13 protein-coding genes and 3 rRNA genes are annotated in these 25,284 nt (G+C 61.3%); 13 read left to right on the forward strand and 3 right to left on the reverse strand.

Features of this window, described 5'->3' with window-relative positions; all coding sequences use genetic code 11:
• Positions 1 to 177 precede the first annotated feature (177 nt).
• The 12 genes from V5E97_RS10905 (at position 178) to V5E97_RS10960 (ending at position 21,264) form a co-directional block, all read left to right on the forward strand.
• A complete protein-coding gene (locus V5E97_RS10905; protein ID WP_406701146.1) occupies positions 178 to 3,291 on the forward strand; it encodes a tetratricopeptide repeat protein in 3,114 nt (1,037 codons plus the stop codon).
• A 170-nt stretch (positions 3,292 to 3,461) separates the two neighbouring features.
• On the forward strand, positions 3,462 to 4,316 hold the full coding sequence (locus V5E97_RS10910) for a MotA/TolQ/ExbB proton channel family protein (RefSeq protein WP_406699351.1): 855 nt from the start codon (positions 3,462 to 3,464) through the stop codon (positions 4,314 to 4,316).
• Positions 4,317 to 4,413: 97 nt separating this feature from the next.
• Complete coding sequence (locus V5E97_RS10915; protein ID WP_406699352.1) at positions 4,414 to 6,750, forward strand: hypothetical protein; 2,337 nt, start codon at positions 4,414 to 4,416, stop codon at positions 6,748 to 6,750.
• A 919-nt stretch (positions 6,751 to 7,669) separates the two neighbouring features.
• A 16S ribosomal RNA gene (locus V5E97_RS10920) occupies positions 7,670 to 9,182 on the forward strand.
• Positions 9,183 to 9,809: 627 nt separating this feature from the next.
• Positions 9,810 to 12,605: ribosomal RNA gene (locus tag V5E97_RS10925) — 23S ribosomal RNA — on the forward strand.
• Positions 12,606 to 12,853: 248 nt separating this feature from the next.
• Positions 12,854 to 12,962, forward strand: a 5S ribosomal RNA gene (gene rrf / locus V5E97_RS10930).
• The 16S, 23S and 5S rRNA genes sit together here, the layout of an rRNA operon.
• A gap of 547 nt (positions 12,963 to 13,509) precedes the next feature.
• Positions 13,510 to 14,835, forward strand: a complete 1,326-nt coding sequence (locus tag V5E97_RS10935; protein ID WP_406699353.1) for a hypothetical protein — start codon at positions 13,510 to 13,512, stop codon at positions 14,833 to 14,835.
• Between the two features lie 455 nt (positions 14,836 to 15,290).
• Positions 15,291 to 17,369 carry a PrkA family serine protein kinase gene (locus V5E97_RS10940; protein WP_406699354.1) on the forward strand — a complete coding sequence of 693 codons (2,079 nt, stop codon included), beginning with the start codon at positions 15,291 to 15,293 and terminating at the stop codon, positions 17,367 to 17,369.
• 414 nt (positions 17,370 to 17,783) lie between these two features.
• Positions 17,784 to 18,887, forward strand: a complete 1,104-nt coding sequence (locus V5E97_RS10945) for a DUF444 family protein (protein WP_406699355.1) — start codon at positions 17,784 to 17,786, stop codon at positions 18,885 to 18,887.
• A gap of 52 nt (positions 18,888 to 18,939) precedes the next feature.
• Positions 18,940 to 19,212 (forward strand): hypothetical protein, encoded by a 273-nt coding sequence (locus tag V5E97_RS10950; protein ID WP_406699356.1) that lies wholly within the window; start codon positions 18,940 to 18,942, stop codon positions 19,210 to 19,212.
• A 50-nt stretch (positions 19,213 to 19,262) separates the two neighbouring features.
• Positions 19,263 to 20,816 (forward strand): SpoVR family protein, encoded by a 1,554-nt coding sequence (locus V5E97_RS10955; protein ID WP_406699357.1) that lies wholly within the window; start codon positions 19,263 to 19,265, stop codon positions 20,814 to 20,816.
• Positions 20,782 to 21,264, forward strand: a complete 483-nt coding sequence (locus V5E97_RS10960; protein WP_406699358.1) for a hypothetical protein — start codon at positions 20,782 to 20,784, stop codon at positions 21,262 to 21,264. Before V5E97_RS10955 ends, V5E97_RS10960 begins: the two co-directional genes overlap by 35 nt.
• Positions 21,265 to 21,429: 165 nt before the next feature.
• Here V5E97_RS10960 and V5E97_RS10965 read toward each other — a convergent pair whose 3' ends face one another.
• The 3 genes from V5E97_RS10965 to V5E97_RS10975 all read right to left on the reverse strand — a co-directional run bounded on the left by V5E97_RS10965 (position 21,430) and on the right by V5E97_RS10975 (position 23,977).
• On the reverse strand, positions 21,430 to 21,729 hold the full coding sequence (locus V5E97_RS10965) for a hypothetical protein (RefSeq protein WP_406699359.1): 300 nt from the start codon (positions 21,727 to 21,729) through the stop codon (positions 21,430 to 21,432).
• A gap of 202 nt (positions 21,730 to 21,931) precedes the next feature.
• Positions 21,932 to 22,114, reverse strand: a complete 183-nt coding sequence (locus V5E97_RS10970; RefSeq protein ID WP_406699360.1) for a hypothetical protein — start codon at positions 22,112 to 22,114, stop codon at positions 21,932 to 21,934.
• A 153-nt stretch (positions 22,115 to 22,267) separates the two neighbouring features.
• Complete coding sequence (locus tag V5E97_RS10975; protein WP_406699361.1) at positions 22,268 to 23,977, reverse strand: NAD-dependent malic enzyme; 1,710 nt, start codon at positions 23,975 to 23,977, stop codon at positions 22,268 to 22,270.
• 523 nt (positions 23,978 to 24,500) lie between these two features.
• Between V5E97_RS10975 and V5E97_RS10980 the strand changes: the two genes are divergently transcribed.
• Positions 24,501 to 25,160 (forward strand): hypothetical protein, encoded by a 660-nt coding sequence (locus tag V5E97_RS10980; protein WP_406699362.1) that lies wholly within the window; start codon positions 24,501 to 24,503, stop codon positions 25,158 to 25,160.
• Positions 25,161 to 25,284 lie beyond the last annotated feature (124 nt).

A 25,284-nucleotide genomic window follows, 5' to 3' on the forward strand; every position in this document is an offset into this window, starting at 1 on the left:
AGGCGGGGTCTATGGACTCTCCGAATTCCCTCAGTCTGGCTCGGGAAGGCCACGGAAGAATTCCGATGATAAGTGAGTATGACGCACTCTGAGTCAGTCGAGGGGGACCGAAGTTCTCGGCCTTGAGTGGATCGAGCGAGAGCGGGTATAACAATGCGGATGCCGTGAGTGGCGACAATGGCGTGTCTGGTCGCTCGGCGCAACTCAATTCTCAAGTGGACGTTTGTGGTTGCCGACGTCCAGGGAGACGGACTCGTGCCCCTCAACCCGACTCAGGCCCGGTCGGGCCGCGACCGGCTAGCGCCGACACTCGCACTCGGTTTACTCTCCGCCGTTTGGCCCGGTTGGGTTCACGCTCAGGAAGTTCCCAAGGGCAATTCCGGCGCAGCCTCGTCGACGCGGGCCGAACCGGTCCCCGAGGGTTTGAACTATGCCAACGGACTCTTCCGTGACCGCCGCTACGAGTTGGCGGCTGAGGAATACGAGCGGTTCCTGAACGAAACGCCCAAAGGTGCTCACGCCGACGAGGCCCGATTTGGCCTGGCCAATGCCCGGCTCTTTCAGGGCCAGTACGACAAGGCCCGCCGTCAGTTCGAGGCCTTTCTCGAGGCGGCTCCCCAGCATGCCAATCGGCTGACGGCCCTCTATCGTGTCGGTGAAACCTCCTACATGCTGGGTGACTTGCCCGTGGCGCGACGGGCTCTCGAGTCGTTTACCGCCAACGCCAAAGGGCATCGTAATCTCGAGACCGCCTGGCCTTATCTGGGCGAGGTCTGCCTGCGGATGCAAGACTTGCCACGAGCGACCCAGGCGTACGAGCAGGCGCTCCAGCTTCATCCGAAAGGGCGGCTGGCCGATCGCTCGCGATTTGGGTTGGGGCGGACCCTGGCACTGCAAGGGAAGTCGGCCGAGGCGGTGAAGATTCTCTCGGAACTGGCCGAGCAGGGCGGAGGGGACTGGTCGGACCGCGCCTGGCTTCAGATCGGGCAATCCCAGTTTGAGGCCAAGCAGTTTGCCAAAGCCGTGGAGGCGTTCGAGAGCTTGGAGCGGGTCGCACCCAAGAGTGCTCTGGTCGGAGAAGCTCGACTCGGCCGCGCTGAGGCTTTGATCCAGCTCGACCGTCGGGGAGAAGGTGAGACCCTCCTGGCCGGCCTGATGGCTGACTCGTCTCAAAACCTGGCCGCGCAGGCGTCGTTCACGCTGGGGAGTTCGCAACTGGAAGCGGGCCGTGCGGCTGAAGGACTTGCGACATTCGATCAGGCCTCGGAGAAATTCATCAAGACGGCGCTGGCACCGGCTCTGATCTTCCGCGCGGGCGAAGCCGCGCAGAAGCTTGGCCAACTGGACGAAGCTCGGACGCGGTTCCAGAAGGCGTCGGAATCGGACCCGAAGCACCCCTGGGCTGACGACGCCTTGATTCGGGCGTCGCGGCTGGCCCTGGAATCGGGCGATAAGGCGGCTGCGAAGGCACTGGCCGGCTCATTCGTCACCAAGTTCCCCGAGAGCCCGCTCCGCGCCGACGCGAAGTTGATCGAAGGACAGGTGGCTTACAACGAGGGCGGAGCCAAGCAAGCGATCCAGATCCTCAGCCAGTTGCTGGCCGAAGAGAAGCCCGCCCCCGAGACCTCTCAGGCCGCTCTCTACTACTTGGGGCTGGCGTATCGGGCGGATGGGCAGAAAGCCAAGGCGGAGGAGGTGCTCGACTCGCTCGCCAAGACCCCCGCGGCTCCCGCGGCGGCCAATGCGCAGTATCTCGTGGGCCAGGGCCACTTTGAGGCGAAGCGGTTTGCCGAAGCCATCCCTGCGCTCGAGAAATACCTCGCCGGCAACTCCAACGGCGAGGTGGCTGCCAATGCCATGACATACATCGTCTGGTCTCGCCTGGAACTCGGCCAGATCGACGAGGCCTCCACCGCGCTCGGCCGCTTGGCCCAACGCTTTCCTAAGTTTGAGACGTTGCCTTCGACCCGCCTCCGTCTCGCCTGGGCCTTACTGGAGGGCGAACGCCCTGTCGAGGCCGCCGCGGAGTTCGCCACGCTACTCGACTCGGCGCCCGACGATAAGCTGGCCCCCGAAGCCGCGCTGGGTAGAGCCCAGGCGCTTCAATCGGCGAAGCAACCTGACGACGCTCTGAAAGCGTTCGCCCTTCTCGCCGAGAAGTATCCGCAGACCGACCAGGCGGTGCAGGCCGACCTGGCTCGCGCCCGGATGCTGGTCGAGCTCAAACGGCCCGCCGAGGGGGCCGAGATCTTCCAGCGCTACCTCACCGATCATTCTGACCGTGCCGCGAAAGCTCCCAAGGGGGCCGAACCCGACGCTGTGCTGGCTGAGTGGGGCTGGGCCTTGCTCGACGCCGAGAAGACAGCCGAGGCCGACCGTGTCTTCGGCCGCCTCTTGAGCGAACATCCCGAAAGTGTCCGGGCCGCCGATGCCCGCCTCATCCTTGCCCAATCCGCCTATGACGCCAAGACCTATGACGAAGTTGTGAGCCTGCTCACTCCTCTCGTGGCTGAAGGGGCGAGCACCGCGCCGCGACTCCTGCCCTCGGCCCTCTTTTTGATGGGCCGAGCTCGCGATAAACGCGCGGAGCTGGACGAGGCGGCCAAGGTGATCGACCGCTTGCTCAAGGAATTTCCCGAGGATCGCTTTCACCGTGAGGCGCGGTTCTTGAGAGCCGATGTCGCTCTGAAGGGGGGGGACGCCGAGGCGGCCGCCCTTGGATTCGAGACGCTCGCCTCCGAACCCGCAGCCGAAACCGATCCCGAACGGTTCGGCGTTGCGGTTCGCCGGGGACGGATTCAGAGCTTGGTTGCGCTGAAGCAATGGGAGAAGGTGATCGAGGCGGCGGCCGATTTCAAGTCGTTTGCCGCGAAGGATCCGCTGGTTGCCGAGGTTGAGTATGATCGCGGCCGGGCCTTGCAGCAACTGTCCCGGTTCGACGAGGCGCTGGCGGCCTACCAGGCGGTGATCGATGCCCGCAAGGGGGGGGATCTCGCCGCCCGTGCCCAACTGATGCGCGGAGAATCGTACTTCTGGCAGAAGCAATATAAGGAAGCGCTCCGCGAATATTTCCGCGTCGCAACTCTCTATGACGCCCCAGCCTGGCAAGCCGCCGCGCTGCTCGAGGCGGGAAAAGTTTACGAACGACTCGACCAGTGGGCGGTGGCCGCCGAAACTTATGAAGAGCTCCGCTCCAAGTTCCCCAAGGATCCAAGCGCCTCGGAGGCCAAGACCCGGCTCGAGGCGGCGCGGAGGCACGCTCAGGCTTCCTCGGAGACCGAGACTCGCTGACGACGTTTTGATTGCTCCGATTTTTCGATCGTCTGCCGTCGATCGTTCCGAATGCAGTCGACGGCCTTCGACTCGGATGACGTGAAATCGGCCGGCGATGTTGAGGTTGTCTGAGCTTCCTTATAAAGATGAGAGCGGGTCCCTTCCACGACTCGAGAAGGATTTCGTCCATGCAACGACCGTCGACCCGGGGCCGCGAAACTGCCCGAGCCGGACTCGCCCTCGCCCTGCTCGCCCTTGCGTTTTCCGGAGGCGCTGACGGAGGACTCGGCGCGGGGGGGGACCTGGAATTTCTCGCCCAACCCGCCAGGCAGGCCTGGAGCCAGGCAGTGGCCTGGTATCACAAGACTCCGCCGACGGATAGGGTGACCTGGGGAGGCTTGGTGGCCTGCGCCGGACTTGGCGTTTTGGTGTTGCTCGGCCGCCTGGTTCGCTTGCGGACGAAACGGATCATTCCACGTGACTTCCATGCACGCTTCATCGTCCGGCTCCAGGACGGTAAGCTCGATCGGGGGAAGGCGCTCGACTTCTGCGAACTCAATCCCAGTCCCGCGGCACGCGTGGCTCTGGGGGTCGTCCGCCGCTGGGATCGCCCCGTGACCGATCAGGAGCGGGCGCTCACGATGACGGTCCGGATCGAGGCCGAGCGGCTTCGGCGCAACGTCGGGACACTCCGCCGAATCGCGGCCCTGGCCCCGTTGCTTGGCTTGCTCGGAACGCTGATGGCGACCACCCGGGCGCTGGCGACCGCGCGAACCGACTGGGCTCCGGTCCTCGGCTCGGCCCTCGTCCCGTTCACCGCGGGAGTTGCCCTGGCGATCCTGGCTTTGGTCGCCTATGACGGATTGGTGGGCCGGGTCGACGCGATCGTGGGAAACCTCGAACGAGTCGGCACCGAGACCGTCGATGCGATCGCGATGAACACACCGCTGGAGCCTCGGGCCGGACGGACGCCTCACTCGGTCCGGGTCGATATCCCCGAGACTCATCTTCGGCCCGTCGATCGCGAGAATGACTACGCCTGAACCGATCCGGTGCGTTGGCCGGCAGAGTCGGTACGATGGAATCCGCTCAAATTAATGAACCGACCAAGGCCCTGGATCCCTGTCGAGGCATGACGCGATGACCGGCCTGAACCTGGAAAGCTTCCTCCACTTACTCAGGGCCGATGTCGGCGTCTGGACGACCCTGGGGGTCATCGCCCTGCTGCTTGCCTTGATGACCTGGACGAGCTGGGGTTCACGTCGCGTCTTGCGCAAGTGTCTGGTGCTCTCGGTCGCGTCGCACCTGGTGCTGGGCTTCTATGGGAGCACCTTGCCCCAAGTGCTTCTGGTGCTTCACCCCAAGACCAAGGGGGAATCCACTCGCGAGCGGATTCAACAGATCCGGATCACCCCTTGGACCGAAGGGCCGTCCCGGCCTGGGAAGTTTGTGGCCGTCGGACGAGGCAAACCGATTCAGGATCCGTGGGACCGGCCGCGGGACGTTCTGGCGTTGAACGAAACGAAGGTGGCCGCGCCTCGGCCTGAAGCCGCCCTTTCAGAGCCGGTCCGTCCCAACGTGCTGCCCGAGCCTCCGCCACCGACTGTGCCCGACGTCAAGCCGCCCGTCGCGGCGGTTGCCGAACCACCCCCCGTCGCTGACTCGGTCGTGATGGAGCCGCCGCAGGCACAGGCGGCTCCGAGTGATCCCAGTGAAATCGCGGCCCCCGTTCTCACCGAGGTAACAGCCCCCGAAGCCAACGTGTCGTCCCCTCTCGATCAGATTCCCGCGCGGACTCGTTCGGGGCAGGATGCCCAGGCTGATCGAAGGGCCAGCGCGAGGGTAGAACGGTCGGGCGAACTCACGCTGGCCGCGCCAGCCTCCGCTCCCGCCCTCGCGATGCCAGCGGTCCCTTCACTCGATGCTCTGGCGCTTGCCCGGCCCGAGGGGGCCGAGACGAAGAATGCCCTCATCGCCGCTCCGGGACGAGAGTCCGCTACGTCGTCCCGCCCGGGGACCGCACCTGGTGAGGTTGCGGGCGATCCGGCGTTATCGGGCGTCGAAACGCGGGTGACTCGCCGCTCTCCAGTCGCTCCACCGCCGGCCGATGTGGCCGGGACCGACGTTCGCCAACTCCTCCGCACCCAGCGTCCGGCCACCCTGCCGACTCCCGCGGTCCGATCCTTGGCCGAATCCGTGGGGCCGCTGACCCTGTCGCGGGCGACACCGAACGGCCTTCCCCGGCTCCCCGAAATCCAGGGGGCAATCGGCGGGCGTCCGTTACAGGATGTTCCCGAGGTCTATCGCTCACGCCTCGATCCCAACCGCTCCTCGCTGGCGCAGCGGGCAGGAGCCACCGCGGCGAGTGAGCAAGCCGTGGAACGAGCGCTCGCCTGGCTGTCTCGGCACCAGGACGCCGATGGTCGTTGGGACGCCGGCATCGCGAGGCACGCGGACGGTACTCCCGTCAAGGGAGATGATGACTACACGGTCCATTGTCCCCCAGGGGAACCCTGTACCGGCGAATGCCTTTACTGGGAGGCCGACACCGCCCTGACAGGGCTGGCACTGCTGGCCTTTCTTGGCTCGGGCTATACCCACACCGATGGAAAATACGCCGACGCGGTCGGGCGGGGCCTTGAGTTCCTTCGCCTGATCCAGAAACCCGATGGCGACCTCCGCGGCGATAGCCGATCCGTGGGCATGTATTGCCACTCCATGGCGACGCTCGCCCTCTGCGAGGCTTACGCCCTGACGGGGGACGTGCAACTACGCGGTTCGGTTGAGCGCGCGGTCGGCTTTCTGAGCCGTTCCCGCGCCCGCGACGGCCTCTCCTGGCGTTACTTGCCCGGAGCCGAGCGGGGTGACACGAGTATCTTGGGCTGGGTAGTCATGGCCCTGAAGTCGGCCAAGGTCTCGGGCATCCCGATCTCCGCCTCGATCCAGAGTGGTACGCTCGCCTGGCTTGATAAGGTGGCCAGCGGACCCGAACGAGGCCTCGCCAGCTATCAGCCCGGCCAACCCGCTACCCCCACCATGACCGCTGAAGCCTGGGTTTGCCGCCAGTTCCTCGGAGTCGGCGGTCCAGGGCCGATCAGCAACGAGGCGGCAAGTTACCTGCTCGAAAATGGGCCGGGGAAGAAGGGACGCGACTCCTATAACCTTTACTATTGGTACTACGGCACCCTGGCCATGTACCAGCAGGGAGGGGAAGCCTGGACTCGCTGGAATGATCGTGTCCGCGACCAGATTGTGCGCCGTCAGCAGCTCGAAGGCCACCGCGCGGGAAGTTGGGACCCCGACGACAGCGATTACGGAGCCCGTGGTGGCCGGATCTATTGCACAGCCATGGCGACCCTGACCCTGGAAGTCTATTACCGCTTTCTCCGGCTCTATGAGGAGCCGACCTCTCCCCCCCCACTGGCGACTCCCCCCGCGGGACGATTCACCCGAACTCCCTCGCGCGATCGCTCCTGAAGCGGACGTTCACTGTCCGGCTTAGCAAACGGTGAAACGCTCCCTGTTACCCCCCCCGCACGCGGCTCGGCCGGATGAGGGCCTCTCTCTGGTGGTTGTGCCGGCTTGGTCTGCTTGATGACCTTTCGTATTTCCGCCACCCAGACCAATGGCCGTGGCACGCCCTCATGTAGGGTGTGCATGGCCCAACGGACACGTCTGGCGTTGGTGAACGTTCGCGACTGCCTCAGTACCGAAGGACTGGAAGCCGTCGCTCACGAGCGAAATCCCTGCAGCTACTCCCAACTCGCGGTCCATCAGGATAGCTGACCTGCACATGGGGCTGAATGGAGGCTCGTTATGCCCAGGGGGGAAGTCAGTGGAAGATCAGTCCATTGAGATCTGGGACTTACGATGAAGACCCTACATGACATTGTATCGGTGGCTTCGGTTCGCAAAAAAAAGGGAGGGAATCCGGATCGACCTGTTGACCTTCGGAGCGAACCTGCTATTATCTCCCTTGTCGCCTGTGTCACCACGGGTGACAACGAAACGGCCGGCTGACCTGGGAACGGGAAACCGCTCACCATGACAGCGGGCCGCGATGTTGTCGGTAGGTGGGCCGGCGTGACACGCCTTCAAGGGCAAGTCACTCCGGCCAATTGCATCGGCAGCACCTTCGTTCTTTGACAATCCGGTCGATCGTGGTTCTTGTGGTTGAAGAGAACCTTTGAGGGAAGCCGGCGTGGAGCCGTTTGAGTCGTCTCGACCCCGTTTGGTTGGAGGTCGAATCGCGACGGAGACGGATCCAACAGCCAACAGCACGAGGGAACACGGGGCTTGCCCCGGCGAACTCGAGCTGCGACCAGTTAGCAAATTCCTCAACCCTTTTGAAGGTGAGGACCGGATCTCTTGCTCCTCGGAGCAGGGGAGACGACCAATCTCGAAGGGTTTGATCCTGGCTCAGAATGAACGTTGGCGGCGTGGATTAGGCATGCAAGTCGAACGGGCCGCAAGGCCAGTGGCGCAAGGGTGAGTAAGGCGACGGTAACCAACCCCAAGATTGGGTATAGCCGCGGGAAACCGCGGGTAATCCCCAGCGACGCAACGACACCGGCATCGGTGTTTTGCCAAAGCTTCGGCGTCTTGGGACGGGCTGTCGTGGTATTAGCTTGTTGGCGGGGTAATGGCCCACCAAGGCTGCGATGCCTACCGGGCGTGCGAGCGTGGCCCGGCACACTGGGACTGAGACACTGCCCAGACTCCTACGGAGGCTGCAGTCGAGAATCTTCGGCAATGGGCGCAAGCCTGACCGAGCGACGCCGCGTGGAGGATGAAGGCCTTCGGGTTGTAAACTCCTGTCGAGGGGGAAAAAGGGTCGTAAGACCTTGATTGATCCCTGGAGGAAGCACGGGCTAAGTTCGTGCCAGCAGCCGCGGTAAGACGAACCGTGCGAACGTTATTCGGAATCATTGGGCTTAAAGCGCGTGTAGGCGGATTCGTGCGTCTGTCGTTGAAATCCCCCGGCTCAACCGGGGAAGTGGCGCGGATACGACGAGTCTGGAGGGGCATAGGGGGACCTGGAACTTCCGGTGGAGCGGTGAAATGCGTTGAGATCGGAAGGAACGCCCGTGGCGAAAGCGAGGTCCTGGATGCCTACTGACGCTGAGACGCGAAAGCCAGGGGAGCGAACGGGATTAGATACCCCGGTAGTCCTGGCCGTAAACGATGGGTACTGGATAGGGGGCTCGCCGATGGGCTCCCTGTCGTAGGGAAACCGTGAAGTACCCCGCCTGGGGAGTATGGTCGCAAGGCTGAAACTCAAAGGAATTGACGGGGGCTCACACAAGCGGTGGAGTATGTGGCTTAATTCGAGGCTACGCGCAAAACCTTATCCCAGGCTTGACATGCACGGATTAGCCGGCGGAAACGTCGGTGAGGCCGCAAGGTACAACGTGCACAGGTGCTGCATGGCTGTCGTCAGCTCGTGCCGTGAGGTGTTGGGTTAAGTCCCCTAACGAGCGAAACCCCTGTGTCTAGTTGCCAGCACGTAATGGTGGGAACTCTAGACAGACCGCCGGCGTTAAGCCGGAGGAAGGCGGGGATGACGTCAAGTCCTCATGGCCCTTATGCTTGGGGCTGCACACGTACTACAATGGGGCGGACAGAGCGTTGCTAGGCTGCAAAGTCACGCTAATCGCAAAAACCGTTCCTCAGTTCGGATTGCGGGCTGCAACCCGCCCGCATGAAGCTGGAATCGCTAGTAATCGCGGATCAGCATGCCGCGGTGAATGTGTTCCTGAGCCTTGTACACACCGCCCGTCAAGCCACCAAAGCGGGGGGCATCCGAAGTCGCCGGAGCCGCAAGGCAGGCGCCGAAGATGAAACCCGTGATGGGGACTAAGTCGTAACAAGGTAACCGTAGGGGAACCTGCGGTTGGATCACCTCCTTTCTAAGGATTTTTCTTAGAAAATCTCGGCTCTGAGGATCGTGGGACATGGCTTCGGTCATCGACCCGATTCAAGAAGGGCCGCATCGGCACCGTCTCCTTGATCAGATGGTATTTACGCCGGCTTCCCACGAAGGTTCTCTGACCACGAACACGATCGACCATTGTTAGATTCCTGAATGCGTGGGGTGGGCTCATCCCCTCCCCACGCTATTCGTTTGCTTGCACTGCTGGGTGCGGGGCAGGGCCGTTCGCGGCGTTGCCCCCTGGCCAGCGGCCAGTGCGGATCTCGAAGATGGATGCTCTCCGGTTTCGGCCGGAAGTTCTGTCGTTGGGGTTCGGTTGCTCTTTCACAATCCGGTGGTTAGGTCACGCAAGTGAGAACCGCAAACAAATGGTCGTGGCAGACCAAGTAGAAGAATCTCTCCACAATACAGTGGAACCCTTACGGATGCGTGAGAGTCGCTTGCTGTGAAGCAACCGGCCTCACATTGGGATCGTTACCCAAGTGAGAGTGGTCCTGTGTCGCGAGACACTGGGCACTCGATCGAAGAGATAGATCGGGGACTGACCCCTCGCCTTTCTGGCTGTTGAGTTTCTTTCGAGGAACCGCGGCGTCCGGATCGGCGTGGTCAAGCTCCTAAGGGCACGGGGGATGCCTAGGCGTCATCAGAGACAGGCGTGGAAGGCTGCGATAAGTCCAGGGAGTTGCCCAACGAACGTCGATCCTGGAATGCCTGTAGAGACCCGGGGAACTGAAACATCTCAGTACCCGGAGGAAAGGAAATCAACCGAGACTCCCTCAGTAGCGGCGAGCGAACGGGGATCAGCCTAAACCGAGTGGGACACCACTCGGGGTCGTGGGGCCGATAACATGGGATGAGTGAGCGTCAGCTGAAGCCTCCTGGAACGGAGCGCCAGAGCGGGTGATAGCCCCGTAAGCGACGATGCAAACTCCCCTCTTCGGTACCCGAGTAGGGTCGGGCACGTGAAACCCGGCCTGAATCGGCGGGGACCATCCCGCAAGGCTAAGCACTCGATGACGACCGATAGCGAACCCAGTAGGGCGACCGAACGGTGGGAAGAACCCCGATTAGGGGAGGAGACTGAACCTGAAACCCCGTGCCTACAAGCGGTGGGAGCGCGATGCCTTCGGGCCGCGTGACCGCGTGCCTTTTGCATAATGATCCGGCGAGTTACTGTATCCGGCCCCAGGTTAACCCCTTCAGGGGGGGAGCCGTAGCGAAAGCGAGTCTTCATCGGGCGATTTAGTCGGGTGCAGTAGACGCGAAACCAGGTGAACTACCCATGGGCAGGTTGAAGCGACCCTAACCGGTCGTGGAGGACCGAACCCACCAGTGTTGAAAAACTGGGGGAGGACCCGTGGGGAGGAGTGAAAGTCTTATCAAACCTGGAGATAGCTCGTTCTCTCCGAAATGGCTTTAGGGCCAGCCTCGGGACATATCGTGCGGGGGTAGAGCGACGGAATTCGGTAGGGGGGCTTCCCGCCTACCCTCCGAAACCCAACTCCGAATACCGCACGACGGACCCCGGGAGTCAGAACGTGGGGGATAAGCTTCACGTTCAAAAGGGAAACAACCCAGACCGCCGACCAAGGCCCCCAAATCGACGCTCAGTGGCAAAGGAAGTGGGATCGCGGTGACAGCCGGGATGTTGGCTTAGAAGCAGCCATCATTTCAAAAGTGCGTAACAGCTTACCGGTCGAGCCATCCCGCGCCGAAAATGACGGGGACTAAGCGTCGTGCCGCAGTCGCGGATCAGGTTAAACTGATGGTAGGAGAGCGTCGCCCGCCGCAATGAAGCTGGATGGAAACGACCAGTGGAGCGCGGGCGAGTGCGAATGCCGGAACGAGTAACGACAAGACAGGTGGGAAGCCTGTCCGCCGAAAGCACAAGGTTTCCTGGGGAAGGTCAATCCGCCCAGGGTCAGTCGGGACCTAAGGCGAGGCCCAAGGGCGTAGCCGATGGACAGACGGTTAATATTCCGCCACCCGATGGTAAGGTTGAACCGCGGAGGACGCCGAGGAGAGTCAGGTCGGGGTGTTAGATTACCCCGTGCCGCAAGGCCGACAGCATTCGATCTGGAAGCCTGATGAACTCTCGGCCACGAAAAGCCCCGCGGGGACGAACCATCTGGCCCGTACCGCAATCCGACACAGGTGTGCTAGGCGAGTATCCGAAGGCGTTCGGGAGAACCCTCGTGAAGGAACTCGGCAAAATGACCCCGTACCTTCGGTACAAGGGGTGCTCTCCGTAAGGAGAGCCGCAGAGAATCGGCTCTAGCGACTGTTTATCAAAAACACAGGACTCTGCCAACTCGCAAGAGGACGTATAGAGTCTGACGCCTGCTCGGTGTCGGTAGGTTAAGGGAGCCGATGAGGCGCAAGCTGAAGTTGGCGACCGAAGCCCCGATAAACGGCGGCCGTAACTATGACGGTCCTAAGGTAGCGAAGTTCCTTGTCGGGTAAGTTCCGACCTGCATGAATGGCGTAACGACTGGAGCACTGTCTCCACGAGGGACCCAGTGAAACTGTAGCCGTGGTGAAGATGCCACGTACCCGCGGTCAGACGGAAAGACCCGTGAACCTTTACTGCAGGTTGGCATTGGGTCAGCGTCCTTTCTGTGTAGCATAGGTGGGAGGCCGTGATCCGGCGGCGCCAGCCGTCGGGGAGCCATCGGTGAAATACCACCTGAAATGACTCTGATCCTCACCGGTCCGTAGCCCGGACCGGGACCATGCTCATCGGGCAGTTTGACTGGGGCGGTCTCCTCCCAAAGAGTAACGGAGGAGTGCAATGGTACCCTCGGCCAGGTCGGCAATCTGGCAACATGAGCGCAAACGTAGAAGGGTGCCTGACTGCGAGACCCATCAGTCGAGCAGGGACGAAAGTCGGCGTTAGTGATCCGGCGGTGCTGGATGGAAGGCCGTCGCTCAACAGATAAAAGGTACTCCGGGGATAACAGGCTGATCTCCCCGAGCGTCCATAGCGGCGGGAGGTTTGGCACCTCGATGTCGGCTCATCGCATCCTGGGGCTGGAGAAGGTCCCAAGGGTTTGGCTGTTCGCCAATGAAAGCGGTACGCGAGCTGGGTTCAGACCGTCGTGAGACAGGTCGGTCCCTATCTGCCGTGGGCGTAGGAAACTTGCGAAGGGTCTCCCCTAGTACGAGAGGATTGGGGAGGACCGACCTCTGGTGTATCGGCTGTTCTGCTCAGGGCATCGCCGAGTAGCTAGGTCGGGAAAGGATAAGCGCTGAAGGCATCTAAGCGCGAAGCCCTCTTCAAGACGAGGTTTCCAGCACGCAAGTGCGAAGGCTCCTGGAAGACGACCAGGTCGATAGGCCGGGAGTGCACGGCGAGTGATCGCCGCAGCCGACCGGTCCTAACAGCCGATCGCTTGACCACCCCGATCCGTCCGCCGGCTCCCTTTGGGGATTCGACACGGACAGGAATCAGGGTTGCATCATTCACCGATCGCATTCGATCGATCACACGGCGACGTATTCCCATCCAATAACGGGGACCACGCGTCGTGAAGAGACTCGAAGTCGGTTGGTCATGCCCATCGAAGTGGCGGTAGGATCTTGCGTGACGACCACTGTGAAGTTTGAGCAACACGTAACCGGCGGGTTTGATCGCCTGCCGGTTGCTTTTCCGGCGAACATACTGACGGGGTCCCACCCGTTCCCATTCCGAACACGGCCGTTAAGCCCGTCAGGCCCATGATAGTGCCTTTGGCGCGAAAGTCGGTGATCGCCGGAATCCTTCAAAGACGCCCCGATTCTTCCTCACGGAAGGGTCGGGGCGTTTTTCGTTGCGCGGTTGCCTCTGGATCTTCAGCCCGCTTCCCTCCCGTGGCGTGGGCACGGCTCACCATCCCGATCTCCTTGTGCATGATCAGTTTAAGATGGTGGGCCGTGCCCACCCTACGGGAAGATTAACCCGTCCGACCCGGCCGTGATTCGTTGTGGGTGAACGCGACTCCAAAGGGCTATCAGTGGACCGAGGGATTTACGGCCGAGCTCCTGTATTGGTAGATCCGAGGATTTAGACTCGCGAGATGGATTTGACTTTTAAATGAATTGATGTTGGTGGCTTGAAACCGTGATGGTGGATTGTTAATCCGATTTCATCGATTTGTCCAAGACTGAAAGGCGAATGAGTTGGCATTCGCCTTCGATTTGCCGTGTCTCTGACAAATGTTGTGGCCGGTTCTGGCTCGAGGGGCGGCGCGCGAGTACAATCGGGTCCGCAACGGGTGAAATCGAGTTGTCGTGAAGTCGGGGGTGGTGCGTTGATCGGGCTACCGATGGTTTGGGCCCAGGCGTCGAACGCGAATGCCAACTCGCTGGCTCTGCTGTCGTTACGCCGTTGGTACTCAAGTCTGACGCTCTCGTCGCCGGAGTCGGTGCCAAGCCTGTTCGGGCTCTGGCCATGGCTGCTGGGCCTGGCCACGCTCTTGGTCGTGGTGATGGTGTATCAGGGACCGAAACTGGCGCTGCGTCAGTTGTTCGACTTTCCTGGCCACGTCCGACTCAGTGCCTCTGCTCTGACGCGGCTGCGCCGCTCGGGTCGAGTGGTGGCGGTGACGATTGGAATGACCGTCTTGGCCTGGACCGTGGGCCAAATTCGGACCTATCATCTGGCTCAGGGCAAGGACGACCTGATTCTTCTGACCAAGTCGCGAGGGCTGGGAGAACTCGCGGTCGAGCAGGGGATCTTCGCGGCTCTGACTCCCTTGCGCGACCTGGTGGGATTGGCGGATAATTTCCCGCTACTGATGCTCGCGACGATCGTCCTGTTCCGAGTGTCGGCTGAACGCTGGAGCGGGCCGTATGTTCCGCTTTCGCTTCAGCGGAATCGACAAGTGCTTTGGGGTGAACTTGTCTGGGGGGGTGGGGCGCTTTATCTGTTGTATCGTCTCGTTTCTCTGGCGTCCGGGAGCGGTGACCTGCCGTTGGGCGGTTGCATGCTGCTCGAGGTTATCCTCATCCCTGCGCTCATGTTACTGCTGGATGCCGCACTTCTGAGCTGGGTGCTCGTCGAACTGCGGAACGCAGGCCTGGGGGATACGGGCAACGATGCTCTCGATACGAATGAGGTGGTCCGGATGTTGCCGGGTGCCATGCTCACCTGTCTGGCGGTCTTGCCCGCGCGTTACCTGGCGACGGCCGTGCTGTTAGCGACGCTCGACATGCCCGGCTCGGCCACGAACTCCCTGCTGGGACGGTATGTACGCTGGCAGTTGAACTGGGGGCTGGCGGATCTCCAAGGCGCGGCCCTGGTCGTCACTGGGATCGCCGGCGTGGTCGCCTGGAGCCGCGGCACGGTCGCTGGGGCAGTGCGAGGGTATTCCCGCTTGCTCGCGGCCGAGGGGGGGCACCTGGCCGCGTTGCTGATTTTGGCAGGGGTTGCAGCCGGGACGCTTTCGGCCATGGCTTACATGATAGTGCTGTCGCTTCCTGCGCAGACCTGGGTCCTCTCGGCCGCTGATGGCTATGCCCACTACGCGACTTTACCGATCGGTCTGGTGACCCTGGCGGGTCTCGTTGAGCTCGGAGAGCGTTCGCTCCCCGTGGCGGCGCTGGCGACCGAGATCGAAACCGAAGTGGTCGCGGATCCGATTTTGGTCTGAAGGCCGTTTCCATCGCACCTTTGACCGAGCTTCTTCGTAGTCATAGAGAAGTCAGCGAACTTTCCGACCGCGGGGAGACTCCGCATCTTGGGATCGCCAGGCGCCCGCAGCCAGGGCAACGGGATCAGAGGGGACCCGAGTTCGATGGTCTGGTTCGCTTGACAGGAACGCGATTACGGGGTTGTAATGAGTGGGACGGCCTGGTCTTCCTCCGGATCTGCTCTGCCGCACCTGCCATGGAGGCCCCTTCGGCTGTTCCCTCGGGTTTTCAGCAACCACCCGATGGCGATTCTCGACCCAGGTATTCCCCAACGATGCGTTGACAATTTGGAACAGCCTCGTTTCGAGGACACCTCGCCGCGCGCGCGACTCCGCGAGCGCCTTGACCACGGGTCGATCCCTTGTCCCGCGATGCGCCCTGCTCGACGGATCCACCTTCAGGAGGGAATAGGATAATGTCCACAGGAACGGATCTGATCGCGTCGCTTGCCAGTCGCCAAAATCTGGCGGATTACCAGAAGAAGCACTGGCACGGCTCGTTTGCCGACTATCTCGACATCGTTCGCCAGAACCCCAAGGTGACTCGGACAGCTTACCAGCGAGTCTATGACATGATCCTCAGTCACGGGACCGAGGAGATCATGGTCAACAAGGAAAAGGGGGTCCGCTACAAGTTCTTCGACGACCTTGAATGTGGTGGCCAGGACGCGATTTTCGGTCTGGACCGGACGTTATTGAACCTGGTCAATATTCTCAAGAGTGCCGCACACCGTTACGGCACCGAACGCCGTGTGCTTCTCTTGCATGGCCCGGTAGGCAGTTCGAAGAGCACGATCGCCCGGTTGCTCAAAAAGGGCCTCGAGCTCTATTCGAAGTCCGACGATGGAGCGCTCTACACCTATGGCTGGAGGGAGGAATCCCTTGATGGGAGCGAGTCGTTCGAAGACTGCCCGATGCACGAGGAGCCGCTTCACCTGATCCCGGCGGAGTTCCGCACGGCGTTGCTCGAACAGCTCAATGCGGGGACGAACAATTCGCCCGCTTCCGATGACTATGAGTTCCAGATCACCATCGAGGGGGATCTCTGCCCCTACTGCCGGCAGATGTTCAACGAGCGGATGGAACGCTACGACGGCGACTGGTCGAAAGTCCTCGGCGACATTCGCGTCCGCCGCCTGATCCTCTCCGAGCAAGACCGGATCGGGATTGGCACCTTCCAGCCCAAGGACGAGAAGAACCAGGATGCCACCGAACTGACGGGGGACATCAACTACCGGAAGATCGCCGAGTACGGCACGGAGAGCGACCCGCGCGCCTTCAATTTCGATGGCGAATTCAATATCGCCAATCGCGGCATCATTGAATTCATCGAGGTTCTCAAGCTCGACGTGGCGTTCCTCTACGACCTGCTGGGGGCCAGCCAGGAACACAAGATCAAGCCCAAGAAGTTTGCGCAGACGGACATCGACGAAGTCATCGTCGGGCACACCAATGAGCCGGAGTACAAGAAACTCCAGTCCAATGAGTTCATGGAGGCGCTGCGCGACCGGACCGTGAAGATTGACGTGCCCTACGTCACTCGGTTGAGCGATGAGGTGCAGATTTACCAGAAGGACTACAACACCCGCAAGGTCCGGGGCAAGACGATCGCGCCTCATACCCTGGAAGTCGCCGCGATGTGGGCGGTCCTGACCCGCCTCGAGGAACCCAAGAACGCGGGCCTGACCCTACTCCAGAAGCTCAAGCTGTATAACGGCAAAACGCTTCCTGGCTTCACCGAGGACAACATCAAGGAGCTTCGCGAGGAGGCGGAACGCGAAGGGATGCATGGTATCAGCCCGCGCTACGTGCAAGACAAGATTTCCAACGCCCTGGTCGCCCACGCCAACGAGCGATCGGTCAATCCGTTCATGGTCCTCAATGAACTCGAGGCGGGCCTCAAGCATCATTCGCTGATCAACAGCGAAGATGTTCGCAAACATTACAAGCACCTGCTCGCCGTCGTGAAGGAAGAGTACGAAGACATCGTCAAGAACGAGGTCCAGCGCGCCATCGCGGCCGATGAAGACTCGCTCGCGCGGCTCAGCGGCAACTACATCGACAGCGTCAAGGCCTACACCCAGCGAGAGAAGGTCAAGAACAAGTACACGGGACAGACCGAAGAACCCGATGAACGGCTGATGCGATCGATCGAAGAGAAGATCGATATCCCCGAAAGCCGGAAGGACGACTTCCGCCGCGAGATCATGAACTACATTGGAGCCCTCTCGCTCGACGGCAAGAAGTTCGACTACAAGGCCAACGAACGGTTGCAGAAAGCCCTCGAGTTGAAACTTTTCCAGGACCAGAAGGATACGATCAAGCTGACGAGCCTTGTCACCAGCGTCGTGGACAAGGACACTCAGGAGAAGATCGATATCGTCAAGGGACGCCTGATCCGAAACTATGGCTACGACGAGGATTCGGCGACGGACGTCCTCAACTACGTCGCCAGTATCTATGCCCGTGGCGACGTCAAACGCGGTTCCCACTAAGCGCGCTCGATCGTCCCGGTCCGACGAGGGGTCGGGACGTCGTGGCCGCGAGAATTTTCGATGAGTAATTGGATATTGATGTTGCTCCGGTCTAGAATTTGCCGTGGATAGTGCAGGCGATCCGCAGCAGATTCTGGCCGGCCTGAGTGCCGCCTCCTTGAGCAGAGCATCCTACCCGCCTGTCTTTCTCTTCCATCGCCTGACCTGATCTTTGCCATGTGGTTGTGCGGTCGGACCCAAGGGCCGCGAGTGCGACGTGCTGCGCTCATCTCTCTCAAGAAGCGGAGCAGAGGGAAGGCGGTCTGGGTCCAACCGCGGCAGAGGTGGGCAGACGGAGTGGTCGGCGCGGCGCCTTTGACCATCAAAAGGGCTGGCACGAGTCGGCTGTCCCCCAAGGGTGAGGGTTCAACGGCCGTGGTGCGAAAAATCGAGCGTGACGCGAATCGGTTCAAGCAGATTGTCCGCGGTAAGATCAAGACGGACCTGCGGAAGTACATCACTCATGGCGAGATGATCGGCAAGACGGGGGGCGAGCTCGTCTCGATCCCTCTGCCGCAGATTGATATCCCGGAGTTTCGCTACGGCCCGAAGAACAGCGGAGGAGTCGGGCAGGGGCCGGGGGACGTGGGCACTCCGATCGGTCGGACTGGCGAAGGCGACTCGCCCGGGGGCGCGGGCGAAGCGCCCGGTCACCACATCCTCGAAGTGGAGCTGACGCTCAACGAACTGGCCGAGATTCTCGGTGAAGGGCTGGCCTTGCCACGCATCATGCCCAAGGGGCGGGCCAACATCATTGAGGAGAAGGACAAGTACACCGGGATCCGCCAGGCCGGTCCCGAGAGCCTGCGTCACTTCAAGCGGACGTACAAGAAAGCGCTCAAGCGGCAGATTGCCTCAAGTACGTATAACCCGTCGGACCCGATGGTGATCCCGGTTCGCGAGGACAAGCTCTATCGTTCGTGGAACCCGACTCCGCTGCCGCACTCCAATGCCGTGGTCCTCTACCTGATGGATGTCTCCGGGTCGATGACCGACGACCAGAAGGAGATCGTGCGGATCGAGGCGTTCTGGATCGACACCTGGCTCAAGAGCCAGTACGACGGAGTGACGACCCGGTACATCATCCACGACGCCGTCGCCAAGGAGGTCGATCAGCACACCTTTTACCACACCCGCGAAAGCGGCGGGACCCGGATCAGCTCGGCCTACAACCTGGCGAATCGGATCATCGACTCCGAGCACCCGCCGATGGATTGGAACATCTACGTGCTCCACTTCTCCGATGGAGACAACTGGGGCGAAGACAACCGACAATGCGTCTCCTTGCTCCGCGACCAGATCTTGCCCAAATGCAACCTGTTCGGGTACGGGCAAGTGGAAAGCCCCTACGGATCGGGTGAATTTTACCGAGAGTTGGAAGAAGCGTTCGACAGCGTGCCGAACTTAGCGCTGTCCGAGATCCGTAACAAGGATGGGATCTTCGAGTCGATCAAGGAGTTTCTGGGCCGTGGCCGCTAACCCGACCAACCCCCGGGCCCGGCGCGGTCCGTTATCGTTGAGGTGAACTGCAATGGCTGTGTTTCGCGTCCCTTATCCCGAAGATCCCGAGCATCGCCAGGCCCTTTTCCATCGAGTCGCCACCGCCCTGGGCCGGCATGGTCGATACGAGGGGACGCCTCAGCAGGGCCACTTTGAAGGCACGACGCCGCTCGGTAAGTTTGCCGGCTCGTATCGCGCGGTCGAGGGGTCCCCTGAGCTGGAGATCGAGCTCACCAAGAAGCCGTGGCTCGTCAGCACGCACCTGCTCGAGCGCGAGGTCCGCAAGATGTTGGCCCAAGTCTAAAATCAAAATGTTCCTGGTCTCGAGTCTGGGACCGCCTGGAGGTGTCTGCCATGTCGATCATGAGCAACGAGCACAACCTTCCCCCCGACCTCGCCGCCCTCCAGGTCGAGACCGAGCAGCACGCACGCGAGTTCGGGCTCGACTTCTACGACACGATTTTCGAAGTTCTCGACTACGACGAGCTCTCCGAGATCGCCGCCCTGGGAGGATTTCCCACCCGGTATCCCCACTGGCGGTTCGGCATGGAGTACCAGCAGCTCTCCAAGGGCTATCGCTACGGACTCCAGAAGATCTACGAGATGGTCATCAACAATGACCCCTGCTATGCCTATCTGCTCCGCTGCAACCAGTGGGTCGACCAGAAACTCGTCATGGCGCACGTCTACGGACATAACGATTTCTTCAAAAACAATATCTGGTTCAGCCGTACCAACCGCAAGATGATGGACGAGACGGCCAATCACGGCAACCGGATTCGCTCTCACATGGAGCGGCAGGGGGAAGACGCCGTCGAGAACTTCATCGATAGCTGCCTCTCGCTCGAGAATCTGATCGATATCCACTCTCCGTTCATCAAGCGACGCGATAGCCACGATCGCTATGATTTCCGCCAGGACGATTCCGAAGACTCCAGCATCCCGTCCAAGTTCCAGAGCAAGGAGTACATGGATTCGTTCGTCAACCCCCCCGGGCTCCTCAAGGAACAGGCGAAGCAACGCGAGGTCGAGCGGCAAAAGTCACGGCAATTCCCCGAGCAACCCGAACGCGACGTCCTGCTCTTCCTCCTGGAGCATGCTCCGCTCTCGCCCTGGCAGCGCGACGTGCTCGGCATCATCCGCCAAGAGGCCTATTACTTCGCTCCCCAGGGGCAGACCAAGATCATGAACGAAGGGTGGGCGTCGTACTGGCACTCGACGATCATGACGACCCGGACCCTGAGCCCGTCGGAGGTCGTGGACTACGCCGACCATCATTCGGGCACGATGGCCACCCAGCCGGGGCGGCTGAACCCGTACAAACTTGGCATCGAGCTGTTCCGCGATATCGAAGAACGCTGGAACAAGGGCCAGTTTGGCGCCGAGTACGACGACTGCGATAACTACGAGGTGCGCGAGCGTTGGGACAAGAAGCTGGGCCTCGGCCGTGAGAAGATCTTCGAGGTTCGCCGAATCCACAACGACGTGACGTTCGTCGACACCTTTCTCACGCCCGATTTCTGCCGACGCTACAAGATGTTCAGTTACAAACACAATGACCAGAACGAAACTTATGAGATCGAAAGTCGCGAGTTTAAACAGATCAAAGATCGCCTGCTATTCGGATTGACCAACTTTGGTCAGCCGATCATCCGGATCAAGGACGGCAACTTCCGGAATCGTGGTGAATTGTACCTGCAGCACGAGCACTTCGGGATCGATCTGAAGCTCGACCATGCGCAGGATACGTTGCGCCACCTCAACCGCCTCTGGACGCGTCCCGTTCATATCGAGACCGTTGTCGATGGGCGGAATACCTTGTTGTCATTTGACGGGACGGATCACACGATCCGTCCCCTGGGAGGATCGACCCATGAGTCTGAGCCAAAAGATCGCCGCCGCGCTTGACGCGCGCCCCGATAATGGTGCCTTGCCGTGCAACCTCACGGTCGAGGATGAGCCCAATCGTCTGACCCTCGGCTTGACGGCCTCCGGGCCCGTCGGGATGGCGTTCGACCGTCTCGACTTCGCCACTCACCGTCGGTCAGAGTGGTCTTCCGAAGATCTGAAAGCCTGGGCCGATCGCCTCGCTTCCCGGGTGACCTATCTGATGGAACCGTTGGTCGTCCTGGAGCACGACAAAATCGGCGGCGAGGTCGAACTTCGTAGCCAGGTCCCGACCTCGCGGGGCGACCGGCGTACTTATTTCGAGGTTCGTCTCCATCATCAAGGCACCGTGAAGCTGTCACGCGTCGCCGTCGACGAGGCTTCCCGACAACGCCACCCGACCACTTGCCAGATGACTCGAGAGGTGCTTGAACGCTTGGCTGACGACCTTGTCGAAAGCGTTGGCTGATCCCCATGCACCACGATCCGATTGACGCGGGGTCGCTTCTCGAACTGAGAAACGACCCCGTTTTCGTTGCGCTCGGGTGAGGAAGCTTGGGGCTTTTGAGTTGGATTTCCCATGGGATTGGGTATCCCGCTCGCCTCGCTGGCTGGCGATGCCAGAGCGGCCGGGTCAGGCGGCTTCCTGGCTCGACTCGTCTTCTCCCTGGGTGAGAGTGTGCATCTCGAGTCGATGGAATGCCTCCTGGGTGACCTCGAAGGCTTCACCGTTCAGCGCCCAGATCTCCTCGATGATTTCGTCGACCTCTCGATCAGGCTCTTCCCAGGTCACCGTGAAAATCGAGTCGTCTTGCACGTAGACGTCGAACCCGAGATCGCTGAGGTGCCCTTCGATCTCCGCGCGGTGGGCCGAGTTGATATGGAAGGTCCAGCGGATCAGGTCGATCGAGGACGCGCCCTGGTCTTGGCTCATCGGTCGGTTCCCTCCGTGAAACTGGGGATCGGATTCATCACACCGATCTTATCCGTTGAGGTTCGTCATCAGATACGGATCGGGACGAGCTCCTCACCGGCTTCAATCAAATTCCCATTTTGGATCGCCGAACGACTACTCGACTCGCGAGGACCGCGTCGTCTCATTCGCGAGTCGAGTCGAGGCAAGATTGAGCCCGTCGTCAGACGGGGAGGGCGGTTTGGAGGAGGGTCTTCGAGGGCGAATCTTCGCTTGCCAGCTCCACGAGAAGCGATGCGACGAGCCATTCGAGCGGTACGGAAAGATGGACCGACTCCGAATTCAGACGGTCGAAAAGCTTTTCAGAGAGGGTCACGGAGAGGCCGGGATCACGTGTGTTCATCATCGTCCCTTACGTCGTCGTGGAGGATGGATGGATGGAACGGACGTTGCTCTATTGCAACATTAGGTCAACATTGGGGGTTTTTCCGAAAATTCCACGACGAATTCCGGTTGTGAAATTCTTCGTCGCTCGAAAGGCCAACTTTCTTCCTGCTTCTCACCGGCGTCGAAGCTTGCCATAACGTGGGTGCCACCATCGCGCGTCGATGCGTTGTTCGAGTTCTTCGGGCGTGCCTGGATCCGTGAGGCCCAGCCGGCGGGCCTCGCTTGCCACGGCGAGGGCAATCCGCCGCGAGACGTTGGCGATGTCTTCCAGGGCAGGGAAGAGCGAGCCACCTGAGGTGGTCCGCGCCGGTGAGGCTGCGGCCAGGGCCCTGGCTGCGGCGAGGAGGAGGTCATCGGGGATCCGTCGCGCGCCCGATGCGAGGACTCCCTGGCCGAGTCCGGGAAAGATGTAGGCATTATTGCACTGGCCGACCGCAACGGGGCGGCCGTTGTGGATCACATCGGGGAACGGGCTCCCGGTCGCCACGAGTGCCCGGCCGTCGGTCCAGGCGATGACGTCGGCGGGAGTCGCCTCGCATCGTGAGTTCGGGTTCGAGAGCGGAAAGATGGCTGGTCGCTCGACGTGTTGCGCCATTTCACGGACGACTTCCTCGGTGAACGTACCGGGCCTTCCCGAAGTTCCGATCAGGACCGTCGGATGGACGTTGCTGACCACCTCGCCGAGCGAGTACCCGCTGCCGTCGACCGTCCATCCTTCGAGCCGCTCGAGAGGCTGAGCGAACCGTTGCTGAAACGGTTGGAGGTCGGTCATCGCGGTGTGAAGCAGACCGTGACGATCGACCAGCCAGAGCCGCGCGAGCGCTTCGTGCTCCGTCAGTCCTTCGGCCATCATGGCGGTCACGATCTGGTCCGCGATTCCGGTTCCGGCGGAGCCGGCGCCCAAGATCGCCACTCGCTGGTCGCTCAGACGCGTCCCCGAGACATGCCCCGCCGCCAAAATGGCCGCCAGGCTGACGGCGGCGGTCCCCTGAATATCGTCGTTGAAGGTGCAGAGCCGGTCGCGGTAGCGGTCGAGCAGCCGCCTGGCGTTCGGCAAGGCAAAGTCTTCCCACTGGAGCAACGTGTTTGGTAAGACCCGGGTCACCGCTCTGACAAAAAGGTCGACGAAATCATCGTACTCCGCACCACGCATCCGCGGGTGCCGCCAACCGAGGTAGAGCGGATCGGCGAGCGCCTCCTCGTTGTCCGTCCCGGCGTCGAGGAAGATCGGCAGGGTGCGCGCGGGGTGAATGCCGCCGCAGAGGGTGTAGAGCGAGAGCTTGCCGACGGGAATTCCCATGCCGCCGACGCCGAGGTCGCCCAGGCCGAGAATCCGCTCGCCGTCGGTCACGACGATCACGTCCACGTCGCGGTACGGCCGGTTCTCGAGGATCGTCTCGAGATCGGCGCGGTGCTCGTACGAAACGAACAGGCCCCGGGGGCGTCGATAGGTCCGGCTGAAGTGCTGGCAGGCTTCGCCGACCACCGGCGTATAGATCAAGGGCATCATCTCGGTGATGTGGTCGGCCATCAGGCGATAGAAGAGGACTTCGTTGCGATCCTGGAGGTCGCGGAGATAGATGTGCTGTTGCAGTTCGGTGCGCTTCTGCGAGAAGTCGCCATAGCGTCGTTCGAGCTGCTCGTCGATCGAGCCGACGTGCGGGGGGAGCAGCCCGTGCAGCCCGAATTCCGCGCGTTCGTCATCGGGGAAGGCACTCCCCTTGTTGAACACCGGACAGTCCAGCAGCGAGAGGGCCGCCAGGGGAACCTCGACGATGTCATCACCTGTTTCCGCATCAACGGTGATCTGGAAGTCCAGCACAACGCGTCTCCGATCGGTCGATCCGTTTTTGATTGCGTCGTCCCGCCCTCCAAAAGGGCGTGGGCGGTCGCGCCCTCCCGCGACGGTCTGCGGACTGATCTTAGGGATCGGCCAGGGTTTCTGGAAAGGGGAATCGGTCCCAGTCTTCCCACGATCGACTCAAGAAACAGAGTCGGGTCTTTCCTGCGCGAGGGAGGGCCGTATAATCGTGGGTGAGCGTGGCCTTTTGCTCCTGAAATCACATCTTGAACAACCAACGCGGGCCGGTCGCTCAAGACCTGGGAACCGTTCGGGACGACGAGACGCCTTGCGTTGGCTCGTCCCGACCATGGAAGGCTTGACATTGGGTCTTGTGGAAAGTCTTTCCAATCGCTGATTCGCACCCGTGGAATTGACTTCAAGGGATGTTCCAGGTTTCGCGCTGGGTTCTGCCTCCCTTTGTTGGGACCTAGCCGATTAGGGCTCACGTTCTCCAGGAGTTCCGGTCCGAGGAGACGACCGGACTCCACATGAGGTCGTCATCATGTTTGGCGGGCGCAGGACGTACGTCTTCCTTTCGATCGCCGTATTCGGGACTCTCGGCTGTTCAGGGGCCCGCGAGGTCCGTTATGTCTACCAGGACGGGCATTCGGGCGTCATCGGAATGCCGGCCAATACCTCGAAGTGGCCGAAGTATTATCGAAAACATGCGGACAAGCTGATGGAACAGCATTTCCCCGGGGGCTACGAGGTCGTTCGCGCTGAGGAAGTGGTCGAGGGATCGAGGACGCTCACCATCAATGGGTCGAATTCGGCCGAGATCCAGCCCACCGCCTCGAGTCAACTGCTCGCGGTGGGCAAGCTGGGGCGGACCTCGTCACGAAGCCAGTCCGACTCATTGAAGATCAAAGAATGCCGGATCCTCTACCGGAAAGCAGAGCAACTCGATCCCGAGGCGCAGATCGAATACGCGGAGCGGGCGATGTGGACCCCCGCACCTTATATTGACCCGAACGCCCTTGATCGGAAGCTGGCCAAGGCCAAGCTCGAGGAGCCGAAGGCGTGTGCGCCTGGGACCCTGGCCACAGCGGCTGTTCCGGCTCAAGCCGGAAGTTCCTCCGAGGCCAAGTCGGCGCATTCGGATGGGATTCCCGCAGCCGGTAACCCCACAGAGCGGGCCGCCTCGGTGCTCAAGGCCTTTTGAGGCCTTGGCATGAGGCTCGATCGATGGAAAACTTCGTCTAGCAAATTATGTGCTTATGAATGAATTATGGTTGGGCGGCGGTCAGAATTCGATTTTTCCCGTAGGGTGGGTACGGCTCGCTATT

Source organism: Singulisphaera photorubra (assembly GCF_045290345.1).
Taxonomy (GTDB): Bacteria; Planctomycetota; Planctomycetia; order Isosphaerales; family Isosphaeraceae; genus Singulisphaera.

Excerpts from the sequence above, each read along its gene's own strand:
- V5E97_RS10965 (WP_406699359.1), bottom strand. The coding sequence starts at position 21,729 with ATGAGCCAAGACCAGGGCGCGTCCTCGATCGACCTGATCCGCTGGACC.
- V5E97_RS10980 (WP_406699362.1), top strand. The coding sequence starts at position 24,501 with ATGTTTGGCGGGCGCAGGACGTACGTCTTCCTTTCGATCGCCGTATTC.
- V5E97_RS10910 (WP_406699351.1), top strand. The coding sequence starts at position 3,462 with ATGCAACGACCGTCGACCCGGGGCCGCGAAACTGCCCGAGCCGGACTC.
- V5E97_RS10915 (WP_406699352.1), top strand. The coding sequence starts at position 4,414 with ATGACCGGCCTGAACCTGGAAAGCTTCCTCCACTTACTCAGGGCCGAT.
- V5E97_RS10955 (WP_406699357.1), top strand. The coding sequence starts at position 19,263 with ATGTCGATCATGAGCAACGAGCACAACCTTCCCCCCGACCTCGCCGCC.
- V5E97_RS10970 (WP_406699360.1), bottom strand. The coding sequence starts at position 22,114 with ATGATGAACACACGTGATCCCGGCCTCTCCGTGACCCTCTCTGAAAAG.
- V5E97_RS10960 (WP_406699358.1), top strand. The coding sequence starts at position 20,782 with ATGAGTCTGAGCCAAAAGATCGCCGCCGCGCTTGACGCGCGCCCCGAT.
- V5E97_RS10905 (WP_406701146.1), top strand. The coding sequence starts at position 178 with ATGGCGTGTCTGGTCGCTCGGCGCAACTCAATTCTCAAGTGGACGTTT.
- V5E97_RS10935 (WP_406699353.1), top strand. The coding sequence starts at position 13,510 with ATGGTTTGGGCCCAGGCGTCGAACGCGAATGCCAACTCGCTGGCTCTG.
- V5E97_RS10940 (WP_406699354.1), top strand. The coding sequence starts at position 15,291 with ATGTCCACAGGAACGGATCTGATCGCGTCGCTTGCCAGTCGCCAAAAT.
- V5E97_RS10950 (WP_406699356.1), top strand. The coding sequence starts at position 18,940 with ATGGCTGTGTTTCGCGTCCCTTATCCCGAAGATCCCGAGCATCGCCAG.